The organism is Actinomadura sp. 7K534 (assembly GCF_004348575.1).
Lineage (GTDB): Bacteria > Actinomycetota > Actinomycetes > Streptosporangiales > Streptosporangiaceae > Spirillospora > Spirillospora livida.
In genome coordinates, this window is record NZ_SMKB01000087.1 from 11754 (window position 1) to 27657 (window position 15904).

At 75.1% G+C, this 15904-nt stretch carries 14 protein-coding genes and 1 pseudogene; all 15 read right to left on the bottom strand.

Going from position 1 to position 15904, the window contains the following annotated elements; genetic code table 11:
• Positions 1 to 83: 83 nt before the first annotated feature.
• Positions 84 to 1400, bottom strand: coding sequence for a nucleotide sugar dehydrogenase (locus E1266_RS18560; RefSeq protein WP_132048602.1), 1317 nt, complete (start codon positions 1398 to 1400; stop codon positions 84 to 86).
• A 45-nt stretch (positions 1401 to 1445) separates the two neighbouring features.
• Positions 1446 to 2492, bottom strand: a complete 1047-nt coding sequence (locus E1266_RS18565) for a Gfo/Idh/MocA family oxidoreductase (protein ID WP_132048604.1) — start codon at positions 2490 to 2492, stop codon at positions 1446 to 1448.
• The gene (locus tag E1266_RS18570) at positions 2489 to 3595 is read right to left on the bottom strand and encodes a DegT/DnrJ/EryC1/StrS family aminotransferase (protein WP_132048606.1); all 1107 of its coding nucleotides are present in this window, start codon (positions 3593 to 3595) and stop codon (positions 2489 to 2491) included. Before E1266_RS18570 ends, E1266_RS18565 begins: the two co-directional genes overlap by 4 nt.
• Before the next feature lie 145 nt (positions 3596 to 3740).
• Entirely contained in the window at positions 3741 to 5252 is a 1512-nt protein-coding gene (locus E1266_RS18575) for an NADH-quinone oxidoreductase subunit C (protein WP_132048608.1), read from the bottom strand.
• The gene (locus E1266_RS18580; RefSeq protein ID WP_132048610.1) at positions 5249 to 6793 is read right to left on the bottom strand and encodes a proton-conducting transporter membrane subunit; all 1545 of its coding nucleotides are present in this window, start codon (positions 6791 to 6793) and stop codon (positions 5249 to 5251) included. Before E1266_RS18580 ends, E1266_RS18575 begins: the two co-directional genes overlap by 4 nt.
• Positions 6793 to 7452, bottom strand: coding sequence for a hypothetical protein (locus E1266_RS18585; RefSeq protein ID WP_132048612.1), 660 nt, complete (start codon positions 7450 to 7452; stop codon positions 6793 to 6795). Before E1266_RS18585 ends, E1266_RS18580 begins: the two co-directional genes overlap by 1 nt.
• Positions 7449 to 8399 (bottom strand): respiratory chain complex I subunit 1 family protein, encoded by a 951-nt coding sequence (locus E1266_RS18590; RefSeq protein WP_132048614.1) that lies wholly within the window; start codon positions 8397 to 8399, stop codon positions 7449 to 7451. The genes E1266_RS18585 and E1266_RS18590 overlap by 4 nt, the downstream gene beginning before the upstream one ends.
• Positions 8396 to 10450: a proton-conducting transporter membrane subunit gene (locus tag E1266_RS18595; RefSeq protein ID WP_132048616.1), complete on the bottom strand. Its 2055-nt coding sequence runs from the start codon at positions 10448 to 10450 to the stop codon at positions 8396 to 8398. The genes E1266_RS18590 and E1266_RS18595 overlap by 4 nt, the downstream gene beginning before the upstream one ends.
• Complete coding sequence (locus E1266_RS18600) at positions 10447 to 10932, bottom strand: NADH-quinone oxidoreductase subunit B family protein (protein ID WP_243718556.1); 486 nt, start codon at positions 10930 to 10932, stop codon at positions 10447 to 10449. The genes E1266_RS18595 and E1266_RS18600 overlap by 4 nt, the downstream gene beginning before the upstream one ends.
• A gap of 125 nt (positions 10933 to 11057) precedes the next feature.
• The gene (locus tag E1266_RS18605; protein ID WP_132048618.1) at positions 11058 to 11411 is read right to left on the bottom strand and encodes a metalloregulator ArsR/SmtB family transcription factor; all 354 of its coding nucleotides are present in this window, start codon (positions 11409 to 11411) and stop codon (positions 11058 to 11060) included.
• 178 nt (positions 11412 to 11589) lie between these two features.
• The gene (locus tag E1266_RS18610) at positions 11590 to 12183 is read right to left on the bottom strand and encodes a dihydrofolate reductase family protein (RefSeq protein WP_132048620.1); all 594 of its coding nucleotides are present in this window, start codon (positions 12181 to 12183) and stop codon (positions 11590 to 11592) included.
• A gap of 94 nt (positions 12184 to 12277) precedes the next feature.
• Entirely contained in the window at positions 12278 to 13438 is a 1161-nt protein-coding gene (locus E1266_RS18615; protein ID WP_132048622.1) for a hypothetical protein, read from the bottom strand.
• Positions 13435 to 14424, bottom strand: coding sequence for a DUF916 domain-containing protein (locus E1266_RS18620; RefSeq protein WP_132048624.1), 990 nt, complete (start codon positions 14422 to 14424; stop codon positions 13435 to 13437). Before E1266_RS18620 ends, E1266_RS18615 begins: the two co-directional genes overlap by 4 nt.
• Before the next feature lie 98 nt (positions 14425 to 14522).
• On the bottom strand, positions 14523 to 15518 hold the full coding sequence (locus E1266_RS18625) for a WxL domain-containing protein (RefSeq protein WP_132048626.1): 996 nt from the start codon (positions 15516 to 15518) through the stop codon (positions 14523 to 14525).
• Positions 15519 to 15604: 86 nt separating this feature from the next.
• Positions 15605 to 15904 (bottom strand): annotated as a pseudogene (locus E1266_RS38055) (hypothetical protein); the annotation flags it as partial.

Sequence of the window (15904 nt, forward strand, 5' to 3'; positions counted from 1 at the left end):
CCTGGCCCCGGACGTGGAATGCGTCGCCGACCACGACGCCGCGGCCGGCCGGACCGGCTCGGTCGGCGGGGCGCGGGGCCCGCTCAGCGGGACGTCCGGGCATCGCCCTCCCCGTCCGGGGCGCCGATGACGACGCGGGTGACGCCCCTCCAGCCGGCCGGGTCGGTGACGCGGCGTCCGTCCACCAGCGCCTTGACGCCGGGCAGGTCCGCGGCGGCGAGATCGCGGTACTCGGCGTGGTCGGCCTGGACGATCGCGGCGGCGACCGGTTCGCCCCGGTGCGGCGGCAGGCCGAGACCTTCGAGTTCCTCCGCCGTGTACATCGGGTCGGAGACGTACGGGACCGCTCCGCGTGCGCGCAGCGCCTCGACCGTCGGAAAGACGCCGGAGAAGGCGGTCTCCTTGACGCCGCCCCGGTACGCCGCGCCGAGGACCAGCACCGCCGCGCCCGTGAGGTCGCCGTAGGCGCCGCCGAGGAGGCCGACCGCGTACCCGGGCATCGCCTCGTTGGCGTCGCGCGCGGCGCGGACGATGGTCGCGTCCGGATCGTTCCAGAGGTACATACGCGGATATATCGGGATGCAGTGCCCGCCGACCGCGATACCGGGCCGGTGGATGCGGCTGTACGGCTGGCTGTTGCACGCCTCGATCACCTTGGCGACGTCCACCCCGATGGCGTCGGCGTGGCGCGCGAACTGGTTGGCGAGGCCGATGTTGACGTCGCGGTAGGTCGTCTCGGCGAGCTTGGCCAGCTCGGCCGCCTCCGCCGAGCCGAGGTCCCACACCCCGTTGGCGCGGTCCAGATCCGGACGCTCGTCGAAATCGAGGACCTGCTCGTAGAACGCGACGCCGCGCCGCGCGGACGCGCCGTCGACACCGCCGACGAGCTTGGGATAGCGGCGCAGGTCGGCGAAGACCCGGCCGGTCAGCACCCGCTCGGGGCTGAACACCAGGTGGAAGCCGTCCCCGGCGGTCAGTCCCGATCCGTCGGCGAGCATCGGCATCCAGCGGTTCCTGGTGGTGCCGACGGGAAGCGTCGTCTCGTAGCTGACGAGCGTCCCGGGGCGCAGCCCCTCCGCGATCGACCGCGTCGCGGCGTCCATCCGGCCGAAGTCGGGGACGCCCGCCGCGTCGACGAACAGCGGCACGACCACGACGACCGCCTCGGACTCCGCGACGGCCGCCGCCGTGTCCGTGGTCGCCGCCAGCCTCCCGTCGGCGACCGCCGCGGCGAGGCGGCGGCCCAGGCCGTCCTCCCCGGGGAACGGCTCGCGGCCCGCGTTGACGTCGGCGACGACTCGCTCGTCCACGTCGGCGCCGACCACCCGGTGCCCCTTGCCCGCGAACTGCACGGCCAGCGGAAGACCGATCTTGCCGAGCGCGACCACGCAGATCCGCATCACCGCTCGCCCCCGACGACGCCCCGCGCCGGACGGTTCGCGCGTTCAGCCGACACCCAGCACCTCCCCGTCCTGCAGCGAGACCGTCCCGCCGAGCTTCGCCGACTCCAGCACGGCCACCGAGACCTGCACGGTCCGCAGCCCCTCCCGCAGCGACACGATGCCGGCGGCGGGAGCGCCCGAGACGCCCCCCGCGGCTCCGGTGCCCGCGCGGACGGCGTCCCTGAACCGCTCGTGCTCGGTCAGCAGCGGCTCCGGCTTCGGGATCGCGTACCGGATCATGTCGCCCTGCGAGACGCCGACGAACGTCCGCAGCGCCTCCCACTCGGTGCCGATCTCGCCGTTCGCGTAGAACGTCAGGTCGGCGGTGAGGGTGTCCGCGACGCAGCAGCCGCGCTCCCCGGTGACGACCGTGGTGCGCTCCTTGAGCGGGCTCAGCCAGTTCACCAGGTGGCTCACCATCGAGTCGTCCGCGAGGCGGCCGACGGCGGCGACCATGTCCTCGTGCGGGCGCCCGCTGCGCGCCACCGTGTGCGCGGAGATCGACACGTACTCCTGGCCGGTGACCCACGCGGTCAGGTCGATGTCGTGGGTGGCGAGGTCCTTGACGACCCCGACGTCGGCGATCCGGTGCGGGAACGGCCCCTGCCGGCGCGTGACCACCTGGAAGACCTCGCCCAGCTCGCCCGCCTCCAGCCGGGCCCGCAGGCTCTGCAGCGCCGGGTTGTACCGCTCGATGTGCCCGACGCCCGCGACCAGGCCCCGCGACTCGAACGCCGTCGTCAGCCGCTCCGCCGCCGCCACCGAGTCCGCCAGCGGCTTCTCGATCAGCGCGGCCACCCCGGCCTCGGCCAGCCGCAGCCCGACCTCCTCGTGCAGCGCCGTCGGGCAGGCCACCACCGCGTAGTCGATACCGAGCGCGAGCAGTTCGTCCAGGGAGCCCACGAGGGGCACCCCGTACAGGGCGGTCTCCGGCCGTCCCGCCGGGTCCACGACCCCGGCCAGTTCCACGCCGTCCAGCGCGGACAGCACCCGGGCGTGGTTGCGGCCCATCGCCCCCAGCCCGACCAGGCCCGCACGCAGCGCGGTCACGGAACCCCTCCGGCCTCGTTCACCGCGTCCGCCACCCGGATCAGCTCCTCCCCGGTGAGGGCGGGATGCACCGGCAGCGACAGGACCTCCGCCGCCGCGCGATCGGTCTCGGGCAGGTCCCAGCGCGGATCCGGCCGCCCGTCCCGCAGGAAGGGCGCGAGGCGGTGCACGGGCGCCGGGTAGTAGACGGCGCTGCCCACGCGCCGCTCGTCCAGATGCCGCCGCACCCCGTCCCGGCCGCGGACGCGGACCGTGTACTGGTGGTAGACGTGCCGCGCGCCGGCCGCGACCGGCGGCGGCACGGCACCGGTGATCTTCGCGTCGAGGAACGCGGCGTTGGCGCGCCGCCGCTCCGTCCAGTCCGCGAGCCGCTTCAGCTGCTCGCGCCCGACGGCGGCGGCCACGTCCGTCATCCGGGCGTTCACGCCGACGATCTCGTTCGCGTACCGCTGCTCCATGCCCTGGTTGCGCAGCAGCCGCAGCGTCCGGGCGGTCCCCGCGTCCGCGGTGGTGACCATGCCGCCCTCCAGGGCGTGCATGTTCTTGGTCGGGTAGAAGCTGAAGCAGCCGGCCGTGCCCAGGGCACCGGCCGGGATGCCGTGCAGCGCGGCGGCGTGCGCCTGCGCCGCGTCCTCCACGACCGCGAGACCGTGGCGCTCGGCGAGCGGGACGAGCCGGTCCATCGCCGCCGGATGCCCGTACAGGTGGACGGGCACGATCGCCGCCGTGCGCGGCCCGACCGCCGCCGCGGCGGCGTCCGGATCGAGGCAGAACGAATCCGCCTCGATGTCGGCGAACACGGGCACGGCGCCCACCAGCCGCACGGCGTTGGCGGTGGCCGCGAACGTGAACGACGGCACGATCACCTCGTCCCCGGGGCCGACGCCCAGCGCCAGCAGCGCCAGGTGCAGGGCGGACGTCCCCGAGCTGACCGCGACGCAGTACCGCCCTGCGACCAGCCCGGCGAACTCGTCCTCGAACGCCGCGACCTCCGGCCCCTGCACGACCCGTCCGCCGCGCAGCACGCGGACCGCCGCCTCGATCTCCGCGTCGCCGATCACCGGACTCGCCGCGGGGATGGGCTCCCCGGCTCCCACGGTCATGAGCAGACTCCTATCGGCCGCGGCCGCGCACGACCCCCGCACCGCGGCGGCGCAATCACCGAACGTGTTCGGCGCCATACCCTCTGTGCGGGGGTTAATCATCCCGCGTCATCGGCTCGGCCTCGGCCGGCGCTCCGGGAGCGTCCTACAGGTCGTTGCCGGCGTAGGAGAGGTTGAAGCTCTTGTTGACCAGGGGGAAGTCGGGCACGATCACGCCGTTCAGGGCGATCGGGAGGGCCGGCCAGTTGAAGAAGGACGGGTCGACGATCTTGGCGCGGGTGAGTGTGCCGTCGGGGGCCAGTTCGACCCGGTGGACGATGGTGCCGCGCCAGCCCTCGACGATGCCGACGCCGGAGACGGGGGCGGCCGGCGGGGCCAGCGGCGGCCAGTAGGTGACCACGCCCGGCGACATGCCGTAGGCCAGGTCCCCGATGAGCGCGGCGGAGACGGCGATCTCCTCGGCGCGGACCTGGAAGCGGGCCAGGACGTCGCCGGTGGTGCGGGTCGCGACGCGCAGGGAGGGGCGGAGGTCGGTGAACGGGTGGTCGCGGCGGGCGTCGGTGTCGAGGCCGCTCGCGCGGGCGACGTAGCCGAGCGTTCCCAGGTCCCGGGCGGCCTCGGCGGGCAGTTCGGCGGTGCCGGTGAAGCGGTCGGCGACCACGGTGTGGGAGAGGGCCAGGCGGGCGAGTTCGGCGGCGTCCTCGGCGATGGCGGTCAGCCGCGCGGGCGCGGGGATGGTCCGCAGGGCGGCGCCGCCGAGCACGACGCCGCCGCGCAGGAGGCGGTGCCCGGTGACCTCGGAGTTCAGGCGCAGCAGGCTTTCGCGGATGCGGCCGAACTGGGAGTTCATGATGGAGTAGCCGACGTCGTTGCACAGCGCGCCGAGGTCGGTGACGTGGTTGTAGAGGCGTTCGAGCTCCAGGAGCATGGCCCGCATCCGCCGGGCGCCCGGGGAGACCTCGATTCCGGTGGCGTCCTCGACCGCCATGCAGAAGGCCAGGGCGTGGCCGACGGTGGTGTCGCCGCTGACGCGTTCGGCGATCGGCAGCGCGTCGCCGGGCAGGCGGCCGTGGAAGAGCTTCTCCAGGCCCCGGTGCACGAACCACAGCCGCGCCTTGAGCTTGAGGATGCTCTCGCCGACGACGGAGAAGCGGAAGTGGCCGGGGCCGATCATGCCCGCGTGGACGGGCCCGACCGGGATCTCGTACACGCCGGGGCCCTCGACGTTGACGAACGGGTAGGGGCCCTCGGGGTCGCCGAACTCCGGCGGCGGCCCGGCGTCGGCGCGCATCGGGTACCAGCCGCGGGGCCAGTGGTGGTGCCGGACGAGGCGGCGCGGCAGCGGATGGTCCTCGGGGACGATCCCGTACAGGTCGCGCATCTCGCGTTCGAACCGCCCGGCGGGGAAGCTGAGCCCGGCCAGGCTCGGCAGGGCGGGCCGCCCGGGGTCGAGCCGGACCTGCAGCTCGGTGCGCCGGTCCGGGGACGCCCCGGTGAACAGGTAGACCACGCGCAGCGCGTCGGGGTCGTGGTGGGCGGCGGTGAGCGCGAGCCGGTCGCCGCGGCCGAGGAGCCCGGCGGCCCGCTCCGGAAGGGCATCGGCGTCGATGTCCGTCGTGCGGCGTTCATCTGGAGTGCGGTGTTCGTCCGAAGTCATCCGGAGACCCCCGTAACGATCTCGGTGGCGGCGTCGAGGAGCGGGCGAAGCGGCCAGGCGGTCACGCCGATGAACGCGCAGGCGGCGAGGCCCGCGCCCATCGCGGCGGTGAGCAGGCGCGGCGGCCGGAGCCCGGTGGTGGCCGGCCGGGGGGTGGCCGGCCCGGGGGCGGCCGGCCCGGTCGCGGGGAGCGCGGCGGCTCCGGGGGCGTCGGGGCGGGATCCCAGCAGCATTCCGGCCATCCGGGCGGAGACGGCGGCCATGACGACCAGTGTGAGCACGAGCGCGGCCGTCACGGCCCAGCCGAGTCCGGTGGCGAACCCGGCCCGCACCATCGCGACCTCGGTGGCGAACAGGGTGAACGGCGGGAATCCCAGCAGGGCCAGCAGCCCGGCGCCGAGGAAGAACGAGAGCACCGGTGCCCGGCCGCCCAGGGCCCGGACGGCGTCGATGCGGCTGGTCCCCAGGGACTGCTGGACGCGGCCCGCCGCCAGGAACGAGACCGCCTTGGCGAGCCCGTGGCCGAGGATGTGCAGCAGGACCGCGGCCATGGCGAGCCGCGTCCCGATCGCGGTGCCGAGGGCCAGCAGGCCCATGTGCTCGATGCTGGAGTAGGCGAGCATCCGCTTGAGGTCCCGCTGGGCGAGCAGCAGCGCGGCCGCCACCGCCACGGAGGCGAGGGCGAGGATCAGCAGCAGCGTCCGGGCGAAGCCGGTGCCGAGCGCGACGTCGGCGATCACCTTCACGCGCAGGACGGCGTACAGCGCCACCGAGAGCAGGACGCCCGACATCAGCGCGGACACCGGGGCGGGGGCCTGGCCGTGCGCGTCCGGCAGCCACGCGTGCAGCGGGGCGAGCCCGGCCTTGGCGCCGAACCCGAGGATCAGCAGCGCCACGGCGATGCGGGTCACGTCCGGGTCGAGGGACGCGGCGTGCGCCGTCAGCCGGGCCCAGTCGAGCGCGCCGGACGACGGGACGTGCGCGTGCCGAGCCGCGAAGTGCAGCAGGACGATGCCGAGCAGCGCCAGCGCGATCCCGGCCGAGCAGATCACCACGTACTTCCAGGCGGCCTCGACGGCGTTGCGGGTGCGGCGGTGCCCGACGAGGAACGCGGTGACGATCGTGGTCGCCTCCACCGCGACCCAGAGGACACCGAGGCTGGACGCCAGCACGGCCAGCGCCATCGAGGCGATGAACCCCTGCGTCAGCAGCCCGTACCGGCGCGTGTCGGCGGGGGTGGCGTGGCCCGCCGCCCGCTCGGCGGCCAGGTAGGACGGGCTCGCGAGCATCGCCAGCAGCGCGACCGCGCCGATCACGAGCAGCATCAGCGCGGTGAGGGCGTCGGCGCGCAGCAGCCCGCCGAGCCCGGTGCGCGGCCGGTCGGCCGCCAGGACCGCGAGGCAGAGCGCCGCCGCCAGCACGCCGGCCGCGGCGGCGGGGGCGAGCCACGCCGTGCCGCGGCGCCACCCGAACGCGGCGTACCCGCAGCCGGCCAGCACCGGCACGGCGACCGGGGCGGTGAGCAGGATCGTCGTCATCATCAGTCGTGCAGCTCCCGCAGGTCGTCCAGGTCGCTGTCGCCGAACACGTCGCGGATGCGGGCGGTGAGGATCTGGAGCACCAGCACCGCCAGCAGCACGTCCAGCGACATGCCGAGCTCCACGATGAACGGCACGCCCGTGGTGGTCAGGAACGCGACGGCCGTGATGCCGTTGTCCATCATCAGGAACCCCGCCACCTGGGAGAGCGCGCGGCGCCGGGTTACCAGCACGAAGAACCCGAGCAGGACGACGGTGAGCGCCACCGGCACGGCGCGGGTGGCCGGGGACGGCGCCAGCTCCACCACCGGGCGCGTCACGGCGAACGACAGCAGCGCCAGCAGCGCGGCGGCGACCAGCGACGAGGCCACGTTCACCACCGGCTCGGTCTCCCGGAACGCCCCGCCGGCGAGCATCGCCCGGCGCAGCATCAGCGGCAGCACGGCGGCGCGCAGCACCAGGATCCCGGCGGCCAGCGCGACCGTCGCCGCGTGGCCCTCGTGCAGCCCGAGGACGGCGACGAGGGCGGCGAGGGCCGCGCCCTGGACGGCGAACAGCCGGACGATGGCCGCCAGGTCGCGCCGCCACAGCGCGAGGACGCCCGCCAGCAGCAGGGCGCCGACGGCCATGTCGAGGGCGTGGACGTAGAGGCCGCCGCTCATGGCCCCGCCAGGAAGAACGAGGCGGCGACGGCGAGCAGCGCCATCAGGAACGAGCCGGCCAGCAGTTCGGGGACGCGGAACATCCGCAGTTTGGCCATGAACACCTCACCGGCGGCGAGGGCGCCGCCCAGGACGACGACCTTGGCGCTGAACGCCAGCAGCGCGACCGGCAGCATGAGCAGCGACGTCCCGGCGATGCCCCAGGGCGCGAAGAGGTTGGCGAACAGGCCGAGCAGCACCGTGAGCCGCATCGCCGACGCCCATTCGACGAGGGCGAGGTCCGGCCCGGCGTACTCCAGCACCATCGCCTCGTGGATCATCGTCAGCTCAAGGTGGGTGGACGGGTTGTCCACCGGGATGCGCCCCGTCTCCGCGATCGTGACGATGGCCAGCGCGACCGCCGCGAGCAGGCTCACCGGGGACACCACGAGCTGCGGGTCGTGGAGCGTGGTGGTGACGATCTCACCGAGGTTCGTGGAGCCGACCCGCGCCGACAGCGCGAACACCGACAGCAGGATCGTCGGCTCCACCAGCGCCAGCACGACCATCTCGCGGCTGGCGCCCATGCCGCCGAACGCGGTCGCGGTGTCCAGGCCCGCGAGCGCGAGGAACACCGTGCCGAGCGCCAGCAGCGCGATCACCGCGAACAGGTCCGCGATGCCGTCCAGCGGCGAGGCGGTGGTGACGAGCGGGACCACCCCGGCGGCGACCAGCGCGGTGCCCGCCAGCACGAGCGGCGCCGCGCGGAACAGCACGCCGGTGCCGTGCGGGGCGATCGGCTCCTTGCGCAGCAGCTTGCGCAGGTCGCGCCACGGCTGGGCGACGCCGGCCCCGGCGCGTCCCTCCAGCCGGGCTCGGACCTGCCGCATCACGCCCACCAGCAGCGGCGCGCCCGCCGCCACCAGCAGGACCTGGGCGACCGCGCCGACGGTCCCCGCGGCGCTCATCGGGTCACCGCCAGGACGATCAGCATCGCGGTGCAGGCGTAGAAGCCGTAGCCGACGTAGCGGTGGACGCTCCCGTTCGCCAGCGGGCGGGCGGCGCGGCCGGTCCAGCGGGCCGCCGCCAGCACCGGCCGGTACAGCCGGTGCTCGACCCGGTCGGCGACCTCGGTCCGGTAGCGGACGCTGTCGATCAGGTACGCCGACTCCTCGACCGGGGTGACGTCAAGGTCGGTATCGGGCGCGAGGACGTCGTCGAACACCCGCACCAGCGGTTCGGCGAACGAGGTGGCGGTGTACTCCATCCGCGCGGAGGCCGGTCCGGCGCCGCAGTCCCACAGCCGGGCCCGGCGGCGGGCCCGGCCGGCCGCGGCCGCCCGGAGCACCCCGATCAGCACGACGGCCGCGACCAGCAGCGCGACGGTGATCAGGAGCGGGGACATGGTGCTCGGCATCCCGGCCGGCCGGAGTACGACGGGGCCGGTGACGGGGTCGGCGGCCGGCCCGGCCACCGCCGCCGCGACACCGGCGGCGCGGGACAGCCCGTCGGCGATCAGCCCCGGCGCCAGCGCGGCGACGACGCAGCCCGCGGCGGCCAGGACCATCCCGGCGATCATCGCCGGGGGGCTCTCGTGCGCCCGCTCGGCGCCCGCGCCGCGGGGACGCGCCAGGAACCCGACGCCGAACGCCTTGGTGAACGCGGCGATCGCGAGGCCCGCGGACAGCGCCACCACCGCGACCGCGACCGGCATGGTGACGGCGGCGACCGTGCCGCCCTCCGGGAGCGCGTGGACGAGGCTCTGCAGCAGCAGCCACTCGCTGACGAACGCGCTGCCCGGCGGCAGCGCCGAGGCCATCAGGGCCCCGACGCCGAACAGCGCGGTCGTGGCCGGCATCGGCGAGCGCAGGCCGCCGAGGGCGTCCAGGTCCCGGGTCCCGGTCGCGCGCAGCACCGACCCGGCGGCGAGGAACAGCAGCGTCTTGAAGCCCGCGTGGTTGACCACGTGCAGCATCGCCGCGGTCAGCGCGAGCGCCGCCATGGTGCGGGCGCCCGAGACCGACAGCAGGCCCGCCGCGCCCACGCCGACGAGGACCAGGCCCATGTTCTCGCAGGTCGAGTAGGCCAGCAGCCGCTTCAGGTCGGTGGCCACCACCGCCTGGAGGACCCCGTACAGGGCCGACACGGCACCGGCCGCGAGGACGATCAGCCACCACCACGCCGGCCCGCCGCCGAGCAGGTCCAGGCCCACGCGGACGATCCCGTACACGCCCATGTTCACCATCGCCGCGCTCATCAGCGCGGACACGTGGCTGGGCGCCTCGGGGTGGGCGCGCGGCAGCCAGACGTGCAGCGGCACGATGCCCGCCTTGGAGGCGAACCCGGCCAGCGTCGCGACGAAGACGGCGCTCCGCACGGCCGGGGGCAGGCCGTCCGCGGCCTCCCGCAGCCGGTCGAACGACTCGCCGTGGGACGCGGCGGCGAATCCGGCGAGGCCCGCGAGGATCGCCACAAGTCCCAGGTGGGTCATGACCGCGTACCAGAGCCCGGCCTCCCCCACCGACGCCCGTCGCCGGTGCTCGGCGACGACCAGCAGCAGCGACGTGACCGCCATGAGCTCCCAGGCGAGCAGGAACGTGGTCACGCTCGCCGCCGCGGGCACCAGCAGCATCGCCAGCACGAACAGCGGCAGCATGGCCTGCACGGCCCGGCCGTCCAGTCCGTGCCCGGCGTCCGGCCGGTCCCGGCCCGGACGGCTGTAGCCGGCCGCGTACACGGCGGCGCACACCGCGACCGCGCCGGTGACGGCGATGAACAGCCCGCCCAGCGGATCGATCGCCAGCCGCACGCCGGCCAGGGGCAGCAGGTCCGGCAGCCATGCCGACCAGGGGCGGCCGGCCATCGCGGAGAGGCCGGCGGCGACCGCGGCGGCCCCCGCGGCGGCCGTCGCCGCGCCCACCGCCGCCGGGCGGACCCGGCGCGGGAGCGCGGCAGCGGCGGCGGCGAGCAGTCCGAGCGCCAGGGCCGCGCAGAAGGCGGCACCGGTCGGGTTCGTCATCGGCCGGTGAGCCCGCGCAGCGCCGCGACGATCGCCTCCGGCTCCGGCGGGCAGCCGGGCACCTCGGCGTCGACCGGGACGACGTCGTCCACCGGGCCCGCCACCCCGTACGCCTCGGCGAACACGCCGCAGCCGCGGGCGCAGTCGCCGAGCGCCACCACGACCTTCGGCTCCGGCACCGCCTCGTAGGTGCGCCGGAGCGCCACCCGCATGTTGCGGGTCACCGGCCCGGTCACCAGCAGCGCGTCGGCGTGCCTGGGCGACGCGACCAGCCGCGCCCCGTACCGCTCGGCGTCGTGGACGGGCCCGAACGCCGAGGCGATCTCGACCTCGCAGCCGTTGCAGGACCCGGCGTCCACGTGCCGGATCTGGACCGATCCCCGCAGTTCGCCCGCGGCCTCGGGCACGGCGCCCCCGGGGCGCGCGGGCGGGTCCTCGGCGACCCGACCGGTCTTGATGATCTTGCGGAGCAGCTCTCTCACCGGGTTCCCCGACGTGCGATGGCGGACAGGGCCGCGCGGCTGCGAGAATCTTCGCATCCTGCGCAATTGCCAATATTAGCAATCGTTGAGGTGTGCAACGAACGGGCGGGCCCGGCCCGCCCGCGCTAGCGGGACCGGCGGTCGCCCGGCGGGCGGTCGGCGCGCAGGTCGTCCAGGAGCTCCGCCTGCCCCGTGAGCACCCCGGTGAGGATCGAGCGCGCGACCGCGAGGAGGTCGGCGACCTGGGGGCTGGTCAGCGAGTAGATGACCGTCACCCCCTCCTTGCGGGAGACGACCAGCCCCGCCCGGCGCAGCACGGCGAGCTGCTGGGACAGGTGGGCCGGCTCGATCCCGACCACCGGCAGCATCTCGGCGACCGCGTGGTCGCGCTCGCTCAGCAGCTCCAGCACCCGGATCCGGGCCGGGTGCCCGAGCGTCTTGAAGAACTCGGCCTTGAGCTGGTACAGCGGCGTGCTCACGGCAGGCGGCCCCTCGGGGTCTCCGCAGCGGCCGGCCGGTGATACTGGGTCCACCCGGCGGCGTTCTGCTGATTGGGTGATCGGTTTACCAAATATGGCAATTGCTAATACTAGCAACTCTTCCCCGGCCGGGTGGCCGCCGCACCGGCCGGTGCGGCGGGCGCCCGCCCAAGCAGGGCTACCGGGAAATCCGGTAGGTCACGTGGGTCACCATGCCGGTGCCCGACACGGCGGCCGGTTCGAGCCGGAGGTCGCCGACGCCGGTGAACAGCCGCTCCCCCGCGCCGAGGACCATCGGCGCGATGTGCAGGCGCAGCTCGTCGATCAGGCCCGCCGCGAGGTACTGGTTCACCGTCTGCGCTCCGCCGCAGATCGCGACGTCCTGGTCGCCGGCGGCCTCCCGCGCCTGCGCCAGCGCGGCCTCGATCCCGCCGGTGACGAAGTTGAACGTCGTGCCGCCCTTCATGGGGACGGGCTCGCGCGGGTAGTGCGTCAGGACGAACACCGGCGCGTGGTAGGGCGGCTCCTCGCCCCACCAGCCGTTCCAGTCCAGGTCCCATTCGCCGCGTCCCGAGGCGAACATGTTGCGGCCCATGACGAACGCCCCGGCCGCCGTGATGGCCTCGATGACGTCGGTGTGGGCGTCGGGCTCCTCGAACATCCACCGGTGCAGCCGCTCGCCGTTGTCGCCGAGCGGCTCGTCCAGCCGCTGGTTCGGCCCGGCCACGTAGCCGTCGACGGACATCCCGATGTCGCAGGTCACCTTGCTCATGTCGATCCCTCCCTTGGGCGCCCCTCCGGCGCCGCTCACCCATTGGTCGGAGCGGCCCGCACGTTCTCGACATGCCCGCGAAAGAACGGGACGGTCATTTCGCGCCCTCCGGTTCACCTCCGTCCGCCGTGCCCCCGGCCGGCGGGATGAGCAGCGCGGGGACGGGGACGTCGAGCGCGCGGCTGAACGCGAACAGCTCGTCGGCGTCGAACCGGCGGGGCGGGGTGCAGGTCTCGGCGCGCTCGATCTGGTCGGCGGTCCAGGGCGTGCCGGTGAGCGCGGTGAGGGATTCGGCGAGCGCCGTCCTCGGCAGGTTCCGGACGCGGCGCCACTGACCGATGTTCGCGGCGACCACCTCGTTCATGGTGGCCGGGCCGTGCATCGCGCCGCCCGGCCGGACGAGGGGCATGAGGGCCGTGCCGGTGTGCGAGGCGACCGCGCGGCGGCGCCCGCCCTTGCGGGTGAGCTCCCTGACGACGGTCGCCGGGACGGCGAGCGCGAGCAGCAGCGGCAGCGCCCACGGATAGGAGGAGGTGTGCGCCGTGAACCGGGCGGGGCGGTCGATGCCGGTGAGTTCGCCGACGACCGTGTACCGGCCGAACGCGGGTCCCGGCAGCTTCACCTCGACCTCGAACGTGCGCTCCTCGCCGGGCGCGAGCGTCCCGATCTCCGGCGCGTCGAGGATTCCGGTGGGCTCGGCGCCGCGCCCGGCCGCGAGGGTGAGCGGCGGGTCGGTGACCGGCGCCTTCCCGGTGTTGCGGACGGTGAACGCCACGGTCCGCTCGGCCGGTCCGCCGAGCCACGCGGCGGACGGCCCGCCGCCCGTGACGCCGACCCCGGACACGGTGAGGTCGAGGGCGGGCCCGGCGGACGCCGTGCGGCGCTGGGCCGCGGTGAGCGTCGGCACGCCCGCGATCTTCACCGGGACGGTGCGGGCCCGGCCGCCCGCCACCGGTTGGGCGGAGATGACGCAGGGGCAGCCGATCGGCGGCTTCACGATGGTGACCATCGCCGTTCCGCGCCCCTCTGCGCCCACGTGCGTGGTCGCGGCGGCCGCGACGGCGCAGTCGGCGGAACCGCGCTCGGCGCCGTTCCCGCACAGCTCGATGAGCACGTTACCGGCGGGCCAGGCGGCCAGGTCGACGGTGACCGTCTCGCCCACCCGGACCTCGGTGCGGTCGACCTCGACGGTCGGGCCCGGGGCGCCCAGTACGAGGGCGGGGACGGCGAGCACGCCCGCCAGCAGCGCGCTCATGCCCGGCTCCTGCGGCGGCGCACCAGGTAGCCGGCACCGGCGGCGGCGAGGACGAGGGCGGCGACGGCCGGCCAAGGCGTCGCCCACCAGCGGGCGGTCCGGACCGTGGGACGCGCTGCGGCCGGGCCGGTCTCCATCGGGTCGAGCGGCGTCAGCCCGAGGGACGCGGTGAGCGGCCCGGCGGGGAGCACGCCCCGGACGCGGTCGGTGAACGTGTAGGCGTTGCCCGGCAGCAGCTCAGGGACCTGCCGCGAGACGGGCCCGCCGAGGTCGGTGCCGAACGGGCCGGTCACGCCGATCCGCGCGGTGGCGGCCAGCCGCACGTTGCCGGCGTTGCGGATCCGGTAGGTGACCCTGACGTCGCCGGTGCCGAGCAGCGGGCTCTCGGACGCGACCTTCAGCGACTCCACCTGCAGGGACGACGACAGCGCCCCGTTGACGCGCGCGTAGACCCGGGCGGCGACGCGGCGGTCGACGTTGACCCGCTGCCCCTGCGCGCCGGTGGTCTGCTCGGTGACGGCGGCGAGCACGCCGCCGGAGTGGTCGCCCGGGGTGGCGCCGGACGGGACGGTCAGCGTGAACGGCACCGTGACGGACTTGCCGGGCTCGACCGTCCGGGTCGGGGCGCCCCCGGTCGAGAGCCACGTGCCGATGCCGGTGGCCTGCCGGTCGGCGGTGAGGAGGGCGAAGGAGCCGTCCGCGGTGTTGAAGGCGTCCGTGGCGTACACCCGGAAGGTGAGCGCGCGGTCGCTCAGGTTGCTGATCACCACCTTGTCGCGCACCCGCTGCCCCGGGGAGAGCGTGTAGACGAAGAAGTCGCGCCGGGACTGGCCCTTCGTGCCGGCGGGCTTCACCGACCAGGTGTGCCCGCCCGGAGCGGGCGCGGCGGGTGCGGCGGCGGGCGCGGCGGCGTTCGCCGGCACGGTGAGGCAGGCGGCGAGAGCGATCATCGCCGCCGCGAGGGCCCCGCCACGGAAGGCTTTCATCAGTTGGGCTCCGCGTACTCTTTGTGCGGGCGGGGTGGGGATGCTTCGACCATTCCCACCCCGCCCTTTCTCCGTCCCTGGGACGAAGCCTTGTTTCTCTAGGAGAGGGTCAGGGTGAGGGTCGCGGTGTAGTCACCCGGCGAGGTCCCGGCCGGGACGCTCAGGTCCAGCCCGGCACCCGCCTGGAACACGCCGCCGCTGCTGCCCGCGGCCGACGACGCCAGCGTCCGGGCCCCGCCGAGCGAGCCCGCGGCGCCCGGGGTCACCGAGCCCTGCGAGCCGTCGTCCACCACCTGCGCGGTGGGCGTCCAGGCCAGGTTCCCCTTCGGGATCGTCCCGCCCTGCGCGTGGCTGAAGTCGGTCACCTCGCCGACGAGGTTCCAGCCCGCCTGGGTGCCGCGCGCGTCGGTGACCGTCGCGGTGCGCAGCGCGCCGGTGGAGTGCTCGCCCGGAGCCACCGTGCTCAGCTGCGCGGTGTTCCCCTCCAAGGAGAGGGTGAGGGCGCCGTTGTTCACCGTGGTGTTCAGGGTCTGCCGCCCCGTCCCGGCCCCGGGCTCGCCCGGGTCGCCGGGATCACCCGGGCCGGGGTCGGTCGGGTTCTCGCCGCCGGTGAACGTGACCGGGGTGAAGGTGTCCTGGCTGCGGTCGGGGACGCCGTGCGCGGCCATCGTGATGACGTAGCACTGCGTCTTGAGGCAGTCGTGGAACACGCCGTTCCCGTCGGTGTACTGCGCCTTGACGCCGGGGAGGGTGACGTTGAAGGTGCCGTCGGCGTTCATCTTGTCCTGCCCGGGACTGGGCGCCCCGTTCTTGTGCACCCACTTCGACACCTGGAACGTCCCGGCGTTGGTGGCGTAGTCGGCGTTCTTCGGGCCGAACACGACGTAGACGCCGAATCCGTTGTTGGCGTCGGGGTTGAACCCGCTGCCGCTGACGGTGAGGTCCTGCCCGGCGGGGTCTGCGCCGGAGTCCGGCGTGACGGTGGTCGCGGGACCGGCGGCGAACGCGGGTGCCGCGCCGAGCCCGAGGGTGATCAGCCCGGCGGTGGCGAGTACCGCGCCGCCGCGGGTGATCCGTCTGGTCGCCTGCTTCATGGCTTCCTTTCGCGGGGAACGAAAGGTAGGGCTTTATTAGGTAAGCCTTACCTAAGTCGAGGACTGTACCGGAGTCCGGCCGGGGATCAAGGGCCGGGATCGGCGCCGCGGCGCCGCGCATACCGCCCCGGCCTGCGGCGGAGCACCGAACGCGCGGCCGGCACGGCCGTCGCGGCGGCGGCCGTCGCGACCCAGAACGGCCACGGCGACCCGGCCTCGCCGCCCGCGAGCGTCTGCTCGAACGCGGCGGCGGGCGAGGCGCCGGCGAGCGGCGCGCCGTCCGGCGCGGCCGACGGTGCGGGCGTCCCAGGGGCCCCGCCCGGCTCGGACCCGTGCGGCCCTCCCGGGGCGGCCGCCCCCGCGCCGGACGCCCCGCTCCCCTGACC